Origin of the sequence: Burkholderia sp. Bp8992 (genome assembly GCF_003853705.1) — a bacterium.
Lineage (GTDB): Bacteria > Pseudomonadota > Gammaproteobacteria > Burkholderiales > Burkholderiaceae > Burkholderia.
Genome location: NZ_QTQI01000026.1, coordinates 18783 through 33760 on the forward strand (window position 1 = coordinate 18783; position 14978 = coordinate 33760).

The following is a 14978-nucleotide window of genomic DNA, read 5'->3' on the forward strand; positions in this document are numbered from 1 at the left end:
GCTCCTTAATCCGCAAACAATTCTTCACCGTAGATCACGAACCCTGTGAGGGTATCCGCGTTCCTTAATGCTTGGTCAGGATTGGCCCTTGCCCATGCGGCCGCCGTGGGATCGAGCCCGTAACGAGGATCGCCGCTACCGAAGGTGTCGACGAAGTGAGTGACTTCGTGAATGAGCGTGGATAGGCGGGAATCTCCGAACATATTCTGATCGCGTAAGCCGGTACAAAACTTCATCGCAATACTGATAAGCCTGCGCTCCGTATTGGGCCCGCAAACGTGAGCGGCTTCATTCTCGATATCGATCATGTTCGGAACGCAACCTAACATTCTATCGAGATTCGGATCGCTTCGAACGAAATGGTGTGGTGTTAGCGTTTTTAGAACCGAGAGATGTCGTGAGAAGCCGTCGAGAAGGTATTGTCGTGTTTCTTCATCGCATCGATTGAACCAATGGATCATTCTGTCTTGAGTCGTTTTGTCATACCGCTTCAGGTCATTGATTCTGCGTTCAATTAGAATTATGGACCATTTAAGCAGTCGCGACACCATAATTCTAAATTCTCGATTGGTCATGTTGGGGCAAATGGGTGTTGTGTTGATGTAAACATCAACCATTGATCCCGGGTTTGTGTTGGTGACGGCTCCGGAGTGAACGAGAAACCATTCTTTGTCTTCGCCAGTGTCAAAGTCATACTCGTTGTGATCGAAGAGGTTTTTCATTGATTTAAAGTCTCGATTCGTAGGTTTTCAAGGAGGCAGCACGACCTTGAGGTCATAAAGCAGCATGATTTCGTTCGTGTTGCCGGAGCCTTGAACAGTCATCTTTTCGAGCGACTACGTCTATAGAACTAGTTCTAAATTTCGAAACATATTTTTATTCTGACGTGATCGTCCGAGCAGATATGCACGTCGAATCGGCGAGTACACCGCGCCCAACATGACGGAAATATCATCTTCGCCTCATGTTCGCACTGCGGCCCGACCGTAGCATCGGTCGCAAACCGTTACCGCAGAACCGAACATGCTCAAGCTCTCTCTCGCCGTGGCCGTCGCCTTCGCGACGGCCGCGACGGCTTATGCGCAGCCGTCGCTGTCGCCGGGGCCGACCGCGGCTGCCGCGGGCCCCGCCGCACCGGTCGGCGAATCGCCATCCAATGCGCTCTCTGCGTCGTCATTGACGCTTCCCGATGCGCTCGCCGTCGCGGCCCGCAACAATCCGGCGCTGCGCGGTGCACGCGCGGACGTCGATGCCTCGGCCGGCGCGCTGATGCAGGCCGGCGCGCGGCCCAATCCCGAAGTGTCGTTCCTGCAGGAAGGCTTCAGCCGCGCCGAGCGCACGTCGACCGCGCTGATCAACCAGACCATCGAACTCGGCGGCAAGCGCCGCGCGCGGCTCGACGTCGCGTCGTACGGCCGCGAGTCGGCCAGCGCATCGCTCGACGAACAGGGCGCCGTCGTGCGCGCGGACGTGATCGCCGCGTTCTACGGGCTGCTCGCCGCGCAGCGACAGCTCCAGGTCACCGAGGAATCGGCTGCGATCGCCGCGCGCTCCGCGGATCTTGCGGCACGTCGTGCACAGGCCGGCAAGGTGTCGCCGGTCGAGGCGACGAAGGCGCAGGTGGCGGCGGCCGGCGTGCAGATCGAAGTCGTGACCGCGCGCGGCCGTGTCGAGGTCGCGCGCGAGAAGCTCAACGCGGTGATGGGCGAAGCGCGCGGCGGCCGGCTCGCGGTGCTCGGCGACCTGGAAGCCGTGCCGCCGGTCGAGCCGCTTGCCGCGCTGGCCGCGCAGCTCGACGATTCGCCGCTCGCGCGGATCGCGCGCGCCGAGATGCTGCGCTCGAATGCGGCGGTGTCGCTCGAACGTGCACGGCGCATGCCGGACGTGACGGTCAGCGCGGGCGTGAAGCGCGTGACGACGGGCGGCGTGCCCGACAACCAGGCCGTGGTCGGCGTATCGATCCCGATTCCGCTGTTCAACACGAACAAGGGCGCGCTGCTCGAGGCGACGCACAAGGCCGAGCGCGCGAACGCCGATCTCGATCGCGAACGCACGCGCCTGCGGCTGGAACTCACGCAGGCCTACGCGAATTTCGAGGCCGCCGAGCAGGAAGCACAGCGGTTGAAGTCCGACATCCTGCCGGCCGCGCGCCTCGCGCTCGACGCGATGTCGCGCGGCTACGAACTCGGGAAGTTCAGCTTCCTCGACGTACTCGACGCACAGCGCACGCTGTTCCAGGGGCAGTCGCAATACGTACGCGCGCTCGCCGACGCCCATTCGGCCCGCGCCGATATCGGCCGGCTCGTCGGCACGCCGCTCGCGGCCGTCGCGCAATGAGCGCCCCTCTTACCTGAAGGATCATCATGTCACGCAGCAGAATCTTCGTTATCGCGGCGGCCTTGCTCGGCGGCGCAGGGATCGTGATCGGCGCGCTCGCCGTTACCCGGAGCGGGAGCAACGCCTCGGCGCCCGCGGGCGCGGAAGCCGCGCAGCCGGCCGACGGCGCCGGCGCGCACGGCGGTGTCGTGCTCAAGCGCGGCAAGCTGTCCGTCGAGATCGTGATGACGGAAAAGCCCGGCGACGCGCGGCTCGTCGTCTATCCGTTCGTCGACGGCAAGCCGGCGACCAGGGACATGACCGTCTCCGGCACGCTGGTGCGGTACGACCGCACGCACGAGCCGCTGCGTTTCGACGCGTCCGGCCAGAAGTTCGTGTCCGCGCAGTCGATCGCGAAGCCGCACGTGTTCGACGCGACGATCGACGTGAAGGCCGGCAACGACGCCGCCTCATTCCCGTTCGCACGCACCGACGGTGCGATCGCGCTGACCGATGCGCAACTGGCGACCTCGAAGATCGCACTCGCGAAGGCCGGCCCCGCGCAGATCGCGACGCCGTTCCAGCTGCCGGGCGAGATCAAGTTCAACGAGGACCGCACCGCGCACGTGGTGCCGCGCGTGGCCGGCATCGTCGAGCAGGTGTCGGTGTCGCTCGGGCAGAACATCGCGAAGGGGCAGGTGCTCGCCGTGATCGCGAGCACCGATCTCGCCGACCGCCGCAGCGAACTGCTGACCGCCGAGCGCCGGCTGTCCGGCGCGCGTGCGACCTACGAGCGTGAACGTACGCTGTGGAAGGAGCGCATCTCGGCCGAGCAGGATTACCAGCAGGCGCAGGTGCAGTTGCGCGAGGCCGAGATCGCCGTGCAGAACGCGCGGCAGAAGCTCGCCGCGCTGAACGCGCCGGTCGGCGCGGGCGCGCTGAACCGCTACGAGCTGCGCGCGCCGTTCGCGGGCACGATCGTCGAGAAGCATGCGACGCCGGGCGAGGCGATCGCCGCCGATGCGAGCATGTTCGTGATCTCCGACCTGTCGACCGTGTGGGCCGAGATGGCCGTGCCGGCTCAGCGGTTGAACGACGTGCGCGTCGGCCGCGACGCAACCGTGATCGCGACCGCGTTCGAATCGCGTTCGAGCGGCCCGATCGCATACGTCGGCTCGCTGCTCGGCGAACAGACGCGCACCGCGCCGGCGCGCGTCGTGTTGCCGAACCCGGACGGCGTGTGGCGTCCGGGGATGTTCGTGAACGTGTCGGTCGACGCGGGCAAGCAGGGCGTGCCGCTGGCGGTGGCGAGCGACGCGCTGCAGGACGTCGACGGCGCGCCTTCCGTGTTCGTGCGTTCGCCGAAGGGGTTCGTCGCGCAGGCGGTCGAAACGGGGCGGCGCGACGAGCGCGCGACCGAGGTGCTGAAGGGGCTCAAGCCGGGCCAGGAGTACGCGGCGTCGAACAGCTTCGTGCTGAAGGCCGAGCTCGGCAAGGGGAGCGCGGAACATGAATGAGTGTGACGTATGCGCCGTCGCGCGATTTGCAGCCCGGCTCGCGGCCCGCTTTCCGGCCCGCCGTGTGACCGGCCGGGCGGCCCGCCCGGTGCGGGCGACCGTTCCCCGTTTCAAGGAATCCCGACATGTTTGAGCGCCTGATCCGCTTTGCGATTGCGCACCGCTGGCTCGTGATGCTGGCGATCGCGGCCGTGGCCGCGCTGGGCGTGTTCAGCTACCAGAAGCTGCCGATCGACGCGGTGCCCGACATCACGAACGTGCAGGTCCAGATCAACACGTCCGCGCCCGGCTATTCGCCGCTCGAGGCCGAGCAGCGCATCACCTATCCGGTCGAAACCGTGATGGCCGGGCTGCCGGGCCTCGAGCAGACGCGTTCGATCTCGCGCTACGGGCTGTCGCAGGTCACCGTGATCTTCAAGGACGGCACGGACATCTACTTCGCGCGGCAGCTCGTCAACGAGCGCATCCAGGAAGCGAAGGACAAGCTGCCCGCCGGCATCGCGCCCGCGATGGGGCCGACGTCGACGGGCCTCGGCGAGATCTACCTGTGGACCGTCGAGGCCGACGCCGCCGCGCGCAAGCCCGACGGCACGCGCTATACGGCGGCCGACCTGCGCGAGCTGCAGGACTGGGTCGTCCGGCCGCAGTTGCGCAACGTGCGCGGCGTGACCGAGGTCAACTCGATCGGCGGCTACGTGAAGGAATACCGTGTCGCGCCGAACCCGGCGAAGCTGATGTCATATGGGCTGACACTCGCCGACGTCGTGCGCGCGCTGGAACGCAACAACGACAACGTCGGCGCCGGTTACATCGAAAAGCGCGGCGAGCAGTATCTCGTGCGCGTGCCGGGCCAGGCGCGCAGCGTCGACGACATCGCGAACATCGTGCTGACCAACGTCGGCGGCGTGCCGGTGCGGATGAAGGACGTCGGCGTGGTCGACATCGGCCGCGAGTTGCGCACCGGTGCCGCGACGTCGGACGGCGAGGAAGTCGTGCTCGGCACCGTCTTCATGCTGATGGGCGAGAATAGCCGGACGGTGTCGAAGGCCGTCGCCGCGAAGATGGAGGACGTGAACCGCACGCTGCCGGCCGGCGTGAAGGCGATTCCCGTGTACGACCGCACGGTGCTCGTCGAGAAGGCCATCGCGACGGTGAAGAAGAACCTGCTCGAAGGCGCGATCCTCGTGATCGCCGTGCTGTTCCTGTTCCTCGGCAACATCCGCGCCGCACTGATTACCGCGCTGGTGATTCCGCTGTCGATGCTGATGACCTTCACCGGCATGGTCAACGCGAAGGTGAGTGCGAACCTGATGAGCCTCGGCGCACTCGACTTCGGGATCATCGTCGACGGCGCGGTCGTGATCGTCGAGAACTGCGTGCGGCGGCTCGCGCATGCGCAGGCGGCCGCCGGCCGGCCGCTCACGCGCGACGAGCGCTTTGCGGAAGTGTTCGGTGCGTCGCAGGAGGCGCGCCGGGCGCTGATTTTCGGGCAACTGATCATCATGGTCGTGTACCTGCCGATCTTTGCGCTGACGGGCGTCGAAGGCAAGATGTTCCACCCGATGGCGATCACTGTCGTGATGGCGCTCGCGGCCGCGATGGTGCTGACCGTCACGTTCATTCCCGCGGCCGTCGCGCTGTTCATCGGCGAGCGTGTCGAGGAGAAGGAGAACCGGCTGATGGGCTGGGCGCGGCGCGCGTACGAACCGGTGCTCGCCGCGTTCATGACGCGCCCGGCGCGGGTGATGATCGGTGCCGGCGCGATCGTGCTGGTCACGCTCGGGCTCGCCACGCGGCTCGGCAGCGAGTTCATCCCGAGCCTCAACGAAGGCGACCTGGCTGTCTCCGCACTGCGGATTCCCGGCACGAGCCTGTCGCAGTCGGTCGAGATGCAGAAGTCGATCGAGAAGACGCTGAAGGCGCGCTTCCCCGAGATCGAGCGCGTGTTCGCGCGTACCGGCACGGCCGAGATTGCCGCCGACCCGATGCCGCCGAACCTGTCGGACGGCTACATCATGCTGAAGCCGGCCGACCGGTGGCCCGACCCGAAGAAGCCGCGCGACCAGCTCGTGCGCGAGATCGAGGAGGCGCTCGCCGAGCTGCCGGGCAACGCGTACGAGTTCTCGCAGCCGATCCAGCTGCGCTTCAACGAGCTGATCTCGGGCGTGCGCAGCGACGTCGCGGTGAAGATCTTCGGCGACGACATGGCCGTGCTGAACCAGACCGGCGAACAGATCGCGGCCGCGCTGCAGAAGGTGCCGGGCGCGTCGGAGGTGAAGGTCGAGCAGACCACTGGCCTGCCGGTGCTGACGGTCAACCTCGACCGCGACAAGCTCGCGCGCTACGGCGTGAGCGTCGCCGACCTGCAGGACTCGGTGGCCGCGGCCGTCGGCGGGCAGAAGGCCGGTACGCTGTTCCAGGGCGACCGCCGTTTCGACATCGTCGTGCGGCTGCCCGACGAGCTGCGCTCGGACATCGAGGCGATCAAGCGGCTGCCGATCGCGCTGCCCGTGCCGGCCGCCGGCGCCAGCGCGCCGCTCGCGGCGGCACCGTACGTGCCGCTGGCCGAACTCGCGACGATCGACGTCGCGCCGGGCCCGAACCAGATCAGCCGCGAGGACGGCAAGCGGCGCGTGGTCGTCAGCGCGAACGTGCGCGGCCGCGACGTCGGTTCATTCGTCGCCGATGCGCGCGAGCTGTTGCAGCAGGACGTGCGCGTGCCGGCCGGCTACTGGGTGTCGTGGGGCGGCCAGTTCGAGCAGCTGCAAAGCGCGAGCGAGCGCCTGAAGCTCGTCGTGCCGCTCGCGCTGTTCATGGTGTTCGTGCTGCTGTTCGTGATGTTCAACAACGTGAAGGACGGGCTGCTCGTGTTCACCGGCATTCCGTTTGCACTGAGCGGCGGTGTCGTGTCGCTGTGGCTGCGCGGGATTCCGCTGTCGATTACCGCGGCGGTCGGCTTCATTGCGCTGTCGGGCGTCGCCGTGCTCAACGGTCTCGTGATGATCTCCTTCATCCGCAACCTGCGCGACGAAGGCGTGCCGCTCGACGCTGCCGTGCGCGACGGCGCACTCACGCGACTGCGGCCCGTGCTGATGACCGCGCTGGTCGCGTCGCTCGGCTTCCTGCCGATGGCGTTCGCGACCGGCACCGGCGCCGAGGTGCAGCGCCCGCTCGCGACGGTCGTGATCGGCGGTATCCTGTCGTCCACGGCGCTGACGCTGCTGGTGCTGCCCGTGCTCTACCGCGTCAGCCATGCGGTGTCGTGGCGCGCGGTGTTGCGCGGCGCCCTCGGCGCGGGCGTGCTGCGCCGGCTGGGTTTCTTCAAGGGTAATGCGTGATGCGAATTCTGATTGTCGAGGATGAACCGAAGACGGGCGCGTACCTGCGCAAGGGCCTCACCGAGGCCGGCTACGTCGTCGACTGGGTCGAGGACGGCATCACGGGCCAGCACCAGGCCGAGACCGAGGAGTACGACCTGCTCGTGCTCGACGTGATGCTGCCGGGGCAGGACGGCTGGACGCTGCTGCAGAACCTGCGGCGCAGCAAGTCGACGCCCGTGCTGTTCCTCACCGCGCGCGACGACGTCGGCGATCGCGTGAAGGGGCTCGAGCTCGGCGCCGACGACTATCTCGCGAAGCCGTTCGACTTCGTCGAACTCACCGCGCGCATCAAGTCGATCCTGCGGCGCGGCCAGCCGCGCGACTCGAACACGCTGCGCGTGGCCGATCTCGAACTCGACCTGACGCGCCGCAAGGCCACCCGGCAGGGCGACACGATCCTGCTGACCGCGAAGGAATTCGCATTGCTGTGGCTGCTGATGCGCCGCGAAGGCGAGATCCTGCCGCGCGCGACGATCGCGTCGCAGGTATGGGACATGAACTTCAACAGCGACACGAACGTCGTCGATTCGGCGATCCGGCGACTGCGCTCGAAGATCGACGACGCGTACGAACCGAAGCTGATCCACACGGTGCGCGGGATGGGCTACGTGCTCGAAGCGCGCGGCGGCGCGGCTGCATGATCGCGCGCCTGCTGCCGCGCACGCTGCGTGGACGCCTGACCACGCTGATCGTCCTGTCGACGTCGGTGATCCTCGCGTCGAGCGGTGTCGCACTCTACGAAGCGCTGAGCAATCGCGTCGAGACGACGGCGGCCGAACAGATGGCCGGCATTTCCGCCGCATTGGGTGCGCACCTGGCCGAGGCGCGCACGACGGCCGATGTCGCGCGCAACCCCGACATCTGGATCGACCAGTTGCACGGCCATCCGAACATGGATCTCGCGATCTTCGACGCCACGGGCACGCGCCTCGTCGGCACGCCCGGCTTCCGCCCGTATGCGCCGCTGATGTCGCTGAATGCAGGGCGCGTGCCGGTCGGCGTCGCGCCGCCCGGCGCACGGCATCAGTATCTGGTGACGACCGTGCCGCTCGCCGGCGGCAGCGGCGGCGCCGGCGCGCCCGCGGTGCGCGTCGCGGTGCAGTACGACCGCAGCGCCGACGTCCTGCTGCTGCGCACGCATGCTTATACGATCGTCGTGATCGAGGTGTTCGGCGTGGTGCTCGCGGCCGCGATCGCGTATGGCATCGCGGCGCTCGGGCTGAGCCCGCTGCGGCGCTTCGCGGCGCGCGCCGAGCAGATGTCGACGAGCCGGCTGGCCCATCCGCTGCCGGAACTCGATACGTCGGGCGAGCTGAAGGAGCTCGAGCACGCATTCAACGGGATGCTCGAGCGGCTGAACGAGTCGTTTACGCGGCTGAGCCAGTTCTCGTCGAATCTCGCGCACGACATGCGCACGCCGCTCACGAACCTGCAGGCCGCCGCGCAGGTCGTGCTGTCGCAGCCGCGCAGCGCGGATGAATACCGGAACGTGATCGAGTCGAGCATCGACGAATACCAGCGCTTGTCGCGGATGATCGAGGACATGCTGTTTCTCGCGCGCTCGGAGCAAGCCGGCACGTCAATCGGCGTGCGGCGCCTGAATGCGGCGGAGGAGGCCGAGCGGGTGGCCGGCTACTACGAGTCGCTGGCGGAAGACGAAGGCGTGACGATGAAGGTCGACGGTCACGCGTGGGTCGATGCGGACCTGACGTTGTACCAGCGCGCGCTGAGCAACCTGCTGTCGAATGCGCTGACCTATGCGCCGCGCGGCAGCGTCGTGACGATCGATTGCGTCGAGCAGCGCGGCGCGACGACGATCGCCGTGTCGGATACGGGGCCCGGCATTGCCGCGGAGCATGTCGGGCGGATCTTCGAGCGCTTCTACCGTGTCGATCCGTCGCGGCACAATTCCGCGTCGGGCACGGGGCTCGGCCTCGCGATCGTCCGGTCGATCATGGACAATCACGGCGGCGAGTGCGGCGTCGACAGCGATCCCGGCCGGCGCACGACGTTCTGGCTGCGCTTTCCGCGCCGGCCGGCCGAGCCGAACCGGCCGGCGGCCATCAGCACCTGACATCGCGGGCGGGCACGCGCGCGCGTTCGCCATGAGGCGGCCGCGCGCGGCGCGCTGCCCACGGTCGCGTGACCGAGCGTCATTGCCGCGCGGTCAGGTTGTCGTGGTTATCGGCCTGCGGCTTCTTCTCGCCGCCATGCACCGAAATCCCGTGAAGCTCCTTGTTGCGCGCGACCATTTCGCCGCTCGGCGGGTATTGCGTCTTGCCGGCCGGCACGACGCCGTCGTGCTGCGCCTGTTTCAGTTCGTTGACGACCTGCGTGCGGCTCTTGCCCTGCGTTTGCGTTTCCGCGAATGCGGCCTGCGCGGCCATGCCGAGCGACAGCGTGGCGGTGACGAACAGTGCTGCGAGTTTTGCCGTTTTCATCGAGTGCTCTCCTTGATCAGGTCGCCGGGTGGCGAACCATGGACCCAGTATGCGAAAGCAGCCGTGCGTGACCGTGATCGCGAGATGAAAAAACCGTCAGATTGCGCAAGCAGGCAGCGTGTCGTTGGGACCTGACCGACATGACGCAACCGTCATGTTCGCGTCACGGGCGCGATGAGCGGGAAGCGGAACATGAAGTCTGCCGTTGGCCGACAGCGCCGAAGGTATTCGTGCCGTCCGCGGCAGCAACATGGAAAGCGGGCGGCCCTGTTCAGACTCTCGTTCCGGATCGAAAAGTGGATTGTCCCGCCATCCGTCTAGCCTTGATCGCAGTCCTGATCGTCCCGCTGTTCGCGGGTTGCGCATCGACACGTTCCGGCACCACCGCAGCCGCGCCGGCCGCTGCACGCAAGCCGATGCCGGTCGACCTGATGCCCGGCGAGCAGATCGACTATGCCGGCCATCGCTGCGGCAATCCGAACCTGTATGTGAAAACGCATGCGTGCCTGTTCCCGCAACGCAATGCCGCACCGTGATCGTCGGCCGTGCGACAAAAAAAGGCCCGGTACTCGACGAGTCCGGGCCTAACGCGTGATCGTCGCCGTGCGACAACGACCCGCTGCGTGGGTGGGAACGGGCATAGCCCGTTACCGTTCCGATCGTAGCGACATCACGCATCGCGAACCTGATCGCAACATGAAATTTTCGTCACGCAGCGAGCCGGGCTGGCCGCTGCGCTCAGAACCGGTGGCGCAACCCGAGGTTGACGATGCCCTGCGTGCGTGTGCCGCCGTAGCCGTATGAGCCGATCGATGCCTGCGCCGTTTGCGTGCCGCCGTCGAGCGTGCGCTGTTCGCCGTTCGCGCGCTGCCACGCGCCGACCGCATAGAGATCGGTGCGCTTCGACAGCACGTAGTCGGCGCCGGCGGACACCTGATGGTAGGTCGCGCCCGTATCGCCGCGGGCGCGCGTGTAGCTGTAGCCGACGCCGACGAGCAGGCTGGGCGTTGCCTGATAGTTGAAGAAGCCGCGCGCGGTGTCGTACTTCTGCGTGCTGCGGAACGCGGACATCGCGTCGGCCTTGTACAGTGCATTGCTGTAGTCGATGCCCACCGCGAACGGCGCGAAGTTGTAGCGCAACGCACCGCGCGCGATGCCGATCGCTTTCGCGGAAATGTAGCCGCCGTTGACCAGCGATCCGTCGAACGTGCCGTCGGACGTGCCGTTCCAGCCGGTGCGGATGCCGTCGGCGAGCGCTGAACGGTTGGCCGCGTAATAGTAGCCGCCCGCGACGTCGACGGGGCCGTTGCTGTACGACAGGCCGGCCGACCAGGTCTGGCCCGCACCGCTCTTGCCGGCCACGCCGCCGAGCGCGTACATGCCGACGAACTGGAATCCGCCGATCACGGGTGACGTGTACTTCACCGCGTTGTCGGTGCGCGACGACGTGTCGTAGTTGTCGACGTCGCCAGGTGTCGCGTACACGCTGCCGAAGTAGAAGTCGCCGGTGACCGGCCATGCGACGTCCGCCAGCGCGTCGTACTGGCGGCCGAGCGTCAGCGTGCCCCAGCGCGCGCTTTCGAGGCCGACGAACGCCTGCCGGCCGAACATCCGCTTGCCCTGGCCGAGTTCGCCGGTGTTCGGGTTGAAGCCGTTTTCCAGCGTGAAGATCGCTTTCAGCCCGCCGCCCAGGTCTTCCGCGCCTTTCACGCCGAAGCGGTTGCCGAGCAGATTGCCGTTGCCGAGGCCGACGAGATTCCTGCCGTCCGCGTTGGCGTTCCACACGTAGGTGAGCGACGTATCGAACAGGCCGTACAGCGTGACTTCCGACGCATGCGCCGCATGGGCGGCCGCGAGCAGCGTACCCGACATCATGACGAGCCGAACTGGAGTTTTCATGGTGTGCCCCTGAAGTTCAAGAAGATCGTTTCGTGGATCGCTCGATGCCGGCGCGGAGCCTGTGGTGGCAGGCCGGAATATCGCGATCGCGCTGGCGATTCTGGAAAGCGTTCGGATCGTGGAGGTGAGCGACAAATGAGAAAAATGTCATCGCCGTGTCATGTGTGCTGCATCGAGCGATAAATTTCATTCGGACTGCGATGAAGGGGATGAGGGGGCGGTGACGAAACCGTCATGCTGCGATCACGATTCCGCACCGGCGCCGGCTCAAAGTGAACGCTCCCGTCACGGATTTCCAGCAAGGAGCAAGCAACATGAACATTCCGCGCCCGGTGATCGCCGTCGCAGTTGCCGCACTATCGATTGCGGCCTTCTCACAGGCGGTGGCCGCCCAATCCAGGACTCGGCAGGAAGTGCGTCAGGAACTGGTGCGCGCGCGCCACGACGGCGTGATCCCGAGCCCGAATCACGATTACCCGACGAGCCCGGCTGCTATCGCGCGGAATCAGGACATTCATCGCTCGACTGTTCACCGCGGCGAGCAGGCGCCGATGGTCGATGCGCACGACAACCGTTTTGCGGTTCGTTGATCGTTCATTCACGGCCGGGCGGCGCGATGCGCGTCGGCCGTATCCATATGTGGAAAGGAGCGTGTCATGCGCAATATCGCGAAAGGAATCGTGCTGGCGGCGTGTCTTATGTCGACGACGGCGATGGCGGCCGGCTGGCCGGAACGTGCGCTGTCGCACGCGCCCGCCCATGACGTCGGCAGCCGTGCGAACGAGCGGATGCGCTGCGAATTCGCGGCCGTGCCCGCCGGCGCGTGGACCGCGACGTTCACGCGAGGGCAATGCGAGGTCGGCAACGGCCGGCTGACGTTCGTGCCGGCCGATGCCGGAAGCGAGTCGACGATGACGGAGAAGCGGATCGTGCTCGGCGATGTCCGTACCGCATCGCATCAGTCGCGCAAGCTGAAGGAACAGCTGCAGTTGACGACGCGCGATGAAGTCATCGCACTGAACGTGCTGACAGACGACGGCAGCCGCAAGTCGCGCGAACATGCGATCGACCTGTGGGCCGCGTTGCGCAACGCGGGCGTCACGCCCGTGAACGGCATGCGTATCGTCGATACGTATCCGACGGGCGCGACGACGTGGTAGCCGGCGCGTACGGCTTATCCGGCCTTCACCGACCCTTCGAGCAGGAAGAACACGATGAAGCCGATGAAGAACGCGGCCGTTGCGAACGGCGTTTCGGGCACCTCGTGGGCTTCGACCAGCAGTTCTTCGGTCACGAGGTACAGCAGCGCGACAGTGCCGAGCCCGAGCAGCGCCGCGTAGAGGTTCGCCGGCAGGCCGGCAAACGCGGCGTTGCCGGCCACGGCCGCGAGGCTCAGCAGCGCCGCGAGCCCGACCGGCACGGCAATGGATAACAGCCGGCCGATGCCTGCGGCGGCAAGCGCCGCGCTGACCGACAGCGCGAGGAACAGCACTTCGAGCGTCAGCGCGACGGTCAGGATGATGCCGCTTTCGTCGCTGGCCGAGAACGCGATGCCGAGCACGAGGCCGTCGACGACGAGGTCGATCGCGGTGACGACGATCAGGCTCACGGGCAGCCGCGTTTCCTCGAAGCGCGTCTCGATCGCGCCCGACAGCGCGCGGATCGCGAGCATCAGCGCGAGGCCGAGCACGAACCCGACGACGACCGGAAACAGCGCATGCGCGCGGTCTTGCGGCAGCAGTTCGAGCGCGGCGGCCGCGAACACGATGCCGCCGGCGAAATGCTGGATGACGCTCGACGTCTTCGGGCCGGGCGCACGCCACGCGGCCGCGAGGGCGCCGAAACAGGCCGCCAGCACGGGCGGTAACGTGAGCAGCGCAAGCTTCGCGGTCGGTGTCATGAGGCCCCTCGGCGGTTGGCGTGCCGCAGCGCAGGCTGCGTCGCACGATCGTACGCGCCGGGCGTCGCCCCGGCATCAACCGGCGATTGAACACCTTGAAGCCGCTTCAAGGTCAAGGCATTTGACGCGGGGCGCACCGGTCGGCCGGCACGCCCGTTCCGGTCAAAGCTGCGCGAGCGCCTGGTCGAGGTCGGCGAGCAGGTCGTCGATATGCTCGATGCCGATCGACAGCCGCACCGTTTCTTCCTTCACGCCGGCCTTCGCGAGTTCGGCCGGCGACAGCTGCCGGTGCGTCGTCGACGCGGGGTGCGTCGCGAGCGACTTCGTGTCGCCGATGTTGACGAGCCGCGTGAACAGCTTCAGCGCGTCCTGGAACTTCGCGCCGCCGTCGCGGCCGCCTTTCACGCCGAACGTCAGGATGCCCGGCGCGCGGCCCGACAGGTAGCGTGCGACGAGCGGATGGTCGGGGTGATCGGGCAGGCCCGCATAGTTCACCCACTCGACGTGCTCGTGGCGCGCGAGATGCTGCGCGATCTTCAGCGCGTTGTCGCTGATCCGCTCGATACGCAATGCCAGCGTCTCGATGCCCTGCAGGATCTGGAACGCGTTGAACGGCGAGATCGCCGCGCCCATGTTGCGCAGCGGCACCACGCGCGCGCGGCCGATGTAGGCGGCCGGCCCGAACGCTTCCGTATAGACGACGCCGTGGTAGCTGACGTCCGGCTCGTTCAGCCGCTTGAAGCGGTCGGCATGGTCGGCCCACGGGAACTTGCCGGAATCGACGATCGCGCCGCCGAGGCTCGTGCCGTGCCCGCCGAGATATTTCGTCAGCGAGTGCACGACGATGTCCGCGCCGTGCTCGAACGGGCGCAGCAGGTACGGCGACGGCACCGTGTTGTCGACGATCAGCGGGATGCCGTGGCGATGCGCGACTTCCGCGAGCGCGGCGATGTCGGTGACGTTGCCGAGCGGGTTGCCGACCGATTCCGCGAAGATCGCCTTCGTGCGCGCATCGATCAGCGGTCCGAACGACGCGGGGTCGCGCGGATCGGCGAAGCGCGTGGTGATCCCGTACTGCGGCAGCGTGTGCGCGAACAGGTTGTAGGTGCCGCCGTACAGCGAACTCGCGGACACGATGTTGTCGCCGGCTTCGGCGATCGTCTGGATCGCGTACGTGACGGCGGACTGGCCCGATGCCAGCGCCAGCGCGCCGATGCCGCCCTCGAGCGCGGCGATCCGCTGCTCGAGCACGTCCGTGGTCGGGTTCATGATCCGCGTATAGATGTTGCCCTGGACCTTCAGGTCGAACAGGTCGGCGCCGTGCTGCGTGTCGTCGAATGCGTATGCAACGGTCTGGTAGATCGGGACGGCGACCGCGCGCGTGGTCGGGTCGGGGCGATAACCGCCGTGCACGGCGATGGTTTCGAGACGCCAGTTCGGATTGGCCTGATCGGTCATGGGTGCTCCGTTTGTTGTTGTGAAGGTCGAGGGTCCTGCCGTCGGGCGATTATAGGAGCACGTGCGC

13 protein-coding genes are annotated in these 14978 nt (G+C 66.9%); 8 read left to right on the top strand and 5 right to left on the bottom strand.

Translation table 11 applies throughout. The features are described 5' to 3' along the window. Positions 1–5: 5 nt before the first annotated feature. Positions 6–722, bottom strand: a complete 717-nt coding sequence (locus DIE03_RS29920; protein WP_124455835.1) for a M35 family metallo-endopeptidase — start codon at positions 720–722, stop codon at positions 6–8. A 301-nt stretch (positions 723–1023) separates the two neighbouring features. On the opposite strand from DIE03_RS29920, the gene DIE03_RS29925 reads away from it, so the two are divergent. The 5 genes from DIE03_RS29925 (at position 1024) to DIE03_RS29945 (ending at position 9287) form a co-directional block, all read left to right on the top strand. Beyond that, a complete protein-coding gene (locus tag DIE03_RS29925; RefSeq protein ID WP_124455836.1) occupies positions 1024–2337 on the top strand; it encodes a TolC family protein in 1314 nt (437 codons plus the stop codon). Between the two features lie 26 nt (positions 2338–2363). Next, positions 2364–3833 carry an efflux RND transporter periplasmic adaptor subunit gene (locus DIE03_RS29930; protein ID WP_124455837.1) on the top strand — a complete coding sequence of 490 codons (1470 nt, stop codon included), beginning with the start codon at positions 2364–2366 and terminating at the stop codon, positions 3831–3833. Positions 3834–3958: 125 nt separating this feature from the next. After that, positions 3959–7171 (top strand): efflux RND transporter permease subunit, encoded by a 3213-nt coding sequence (locus DIE03_RS29935; RefSeq protein ID WP_124455838.1) that lies wholly within the window; start codon positions 3959–3961, stop codon positions 7169–7171. After that, complete coding sequence (irlR, locus tag DIE03_RS29940; protein WP_006490455.1) at positions 7171–7854, top strand: heavy metal response regulator transcription factor IrlR; 684 nt, start codon at positions 7171–7173, stop codon at positions 7852–7854. Before DIE03_RS29935 ends, irlR begins: the two co-directional genes overlap by 1 nt. Further along, positions 7851–9287, top strand: a complete 1437-nt coding sequence (locus DIE03_RS29945; protein WP_124455839.1) for a heavy metal sensor histidine kinase — start codon at positions 7851–7853, stop codon at positions 9285–9287. The genes irlR and DIE03_RS29945 overlap by 4 nt, the downstream gene beginning before the upstream one ends. A 79-nt stretch (positions 9288–9366) precedes the next feature. Here DIE03_RS29945 and DIE03_RS29950 read toward each other — a convergent pair whose 3' ends face one another. Next, positions 9367–9654: a DUF4148 domain-containing protein gene (locus tag DIE03_RS29950; protein ID WP_124455840.1), complete on the bottom strand. Its 288-nt coding sequence runs from the start codon at positions 9652–9654 to the stop codon at positions 9367–9369. A 140-nt stretch (positions 9655–9794) separates the two neighbouring features. Between DIE03_RS29950 and DIE03_RS29955 the strand changes: the two genes are divergently transcribed. Beyond that, on the top strand, positions 9795–10190 hold the full coding sequence (locus tag DIE03_RS29955; protein WP_260434976.1) for a hypothetical protein: 396 nt from the start codon (positions 9795–9797) through the stop codon (positions 10188–10190). Positions 10191–10392: 202 nt separating this feature from the next. On the opposite strand, the gene DIE03_RS29960 is transcribed toward DIE03_RS29955, so the two are convergent. Next, positions 10393–11553, bottom strand: a complete 1161-nt coding sequence (locus DIE03_RS29960) for a porin (RefSeq protein ID WP_124455841.1) — start codon at positions 11551–11553, stop codon at positions 10393–10395. A gap of 314 nt (positions 11554–11867) precedes the next feature. Here DIE03_RS29960 and DIE03_RS29965 point away from each other — a divergent pair, with 314 nt between their 5' ends. Both DIE03_RS29965 and DIE03_RS29970 read left to right on the top strand, forming a co-directional pair. Continuing rightward, entirely contained in the window at positions 11868–12143 is a 276-nt protein-coding gene (locus DIE03_RS29965; RefSeq protein ID WP_124455842.1) for a DUF4148 domain-containing protein, read from the top strand. A 66-nt stretch (positions 12144–12209) separates the two neighbouring features. Next, positions 12210–12713, top strand: coding sequence for a hypothetical protein (locus DIE03_RS29970; protein WP_124455843.1), 504 nt, complete (start codon positions 12210–12212; stop codon positions 12711–12713). Between the two features lie 14 nt (positions 12714–12727). Here DIE03_RS29970 and DIE03_RS29975 read toward each other — a convergent pair whose 3' ends face one another. Both DIE03_RS29975 and DIE03_RS29980 read right to left on the bottom strand, forming a co-directional pair. Then, entirely contained in the window at positions 12728–13453 is a 726-nt protein-coding gene (locus tag DIE03_RS29975; RefSeq protein WP_124455844.1) for a ZIP family metal transporter, read from the bottom strand. Positions 13454–13615: 162 nt separating this feature from the next. Continuing rightward, the gene (locus tag DIE03_RS29980; RefSeq protein ID WP_124455845.1) at positions 13616–14911 is read right to left on the bottom strand and encodes an O-acetylhomoserine aminocarboxypropyltransferase/cysteine synthase family protein; all 1296 of its coding nucleotides are present in this window, start codon (positions 14909–14911) and stop codon (positions 13616–13618) included. Positions 14912–14978 lie beyond the last annotated feature (67 nt).

Coding starts and splice junctions, on each gene's coding strand:
- DIE03_RS29920 (WP_124455835.1), bottom strand. CDS start 722: ATGAAAAACCTCTTCGATCACAACGAGTATGACTTTGACACTGGCGAA.
- DIE03_RS29925 (WP_124455836.1), top strand. CDS start 1,024: ATGCTCAAGCTCTCTCTCGCCGTGGCCGTCGCCTTCGCGACGGCCGCG.
- DIE03_RS29930 (WP_124455837.1), top strand. CDS start 2,364: ATGTCACGCAGCAGAATCTTCGTTATCGCGGCGGCCTTGCTCGGCGGC.
- DIE03_RS29935 (WP_124455838.1), top strand. CDS start 3,959: ATGTTTGAGCGCCTGATCCGCTTTGCGATTGCGCACCGCTGGCTCGTG.
- irlR (WP_006490455.1), top strand. CDS start 7,171: ATGCGAATTCTGATTGTCGAGGATGAACCGAAGACGGGCGCGTACCTG.
- DIE03_RS29945 (WP_124455839.1), top strand. CDS start 7,851: ATGATCGCGCGCCTGCTGCCGCGCACGCTGCGTGGACGCCTGACCACG.
- DIE03_RS29950 (WP_124455840.1), bottom strand. CDS start 9,654: ATGAAAACGGCAAAACTCGCAGCACTGTTCGTCACCGCCACGCTGTCG.
- DIE03_RS29955 (WP_260434976.1), top strand. CDS start 9,795: ATGACGCAACCGTCATGTTCGCGTCACGGGCGCGATGAGCGGGAAGCG.
- DIE03_RS29960 (WP_124455841.1), bottom strand. CDS start 11,553: ATGAAAACTCCAGTTCGGCTCGTCATGATGTCGGGTACGCTGCTCGCG.
- DIE03_RS29965 (WP_124455842.1), top strand. CDS start 11,868: ATGAACATTCCGCGCCCGGTGATCGCCGTCGCAGTTGCCGCACTATCG.
- DIE03_RS29970 (WP_124455843.1), top strand. CDS start 12,210: ATGCGCAATATCGCGAAAGGAATCGTGCTGGCGGCGTGTCTTATGTCG.
- DIE03_RS29975 (WP_124455844.1), bottom strand. CDS start 13,453: ATGACACCGACCGCGAAGCTTGCGCTGCTCACGTTACCGCCCGTGCTG.
- DIE03_RS29980 (WP_124455845.1), bottom strand. CDS start 14,911: ATGACCGATCAGGCCAATCCGAACTGGCGTCTCGAAACCATCGCCGTG.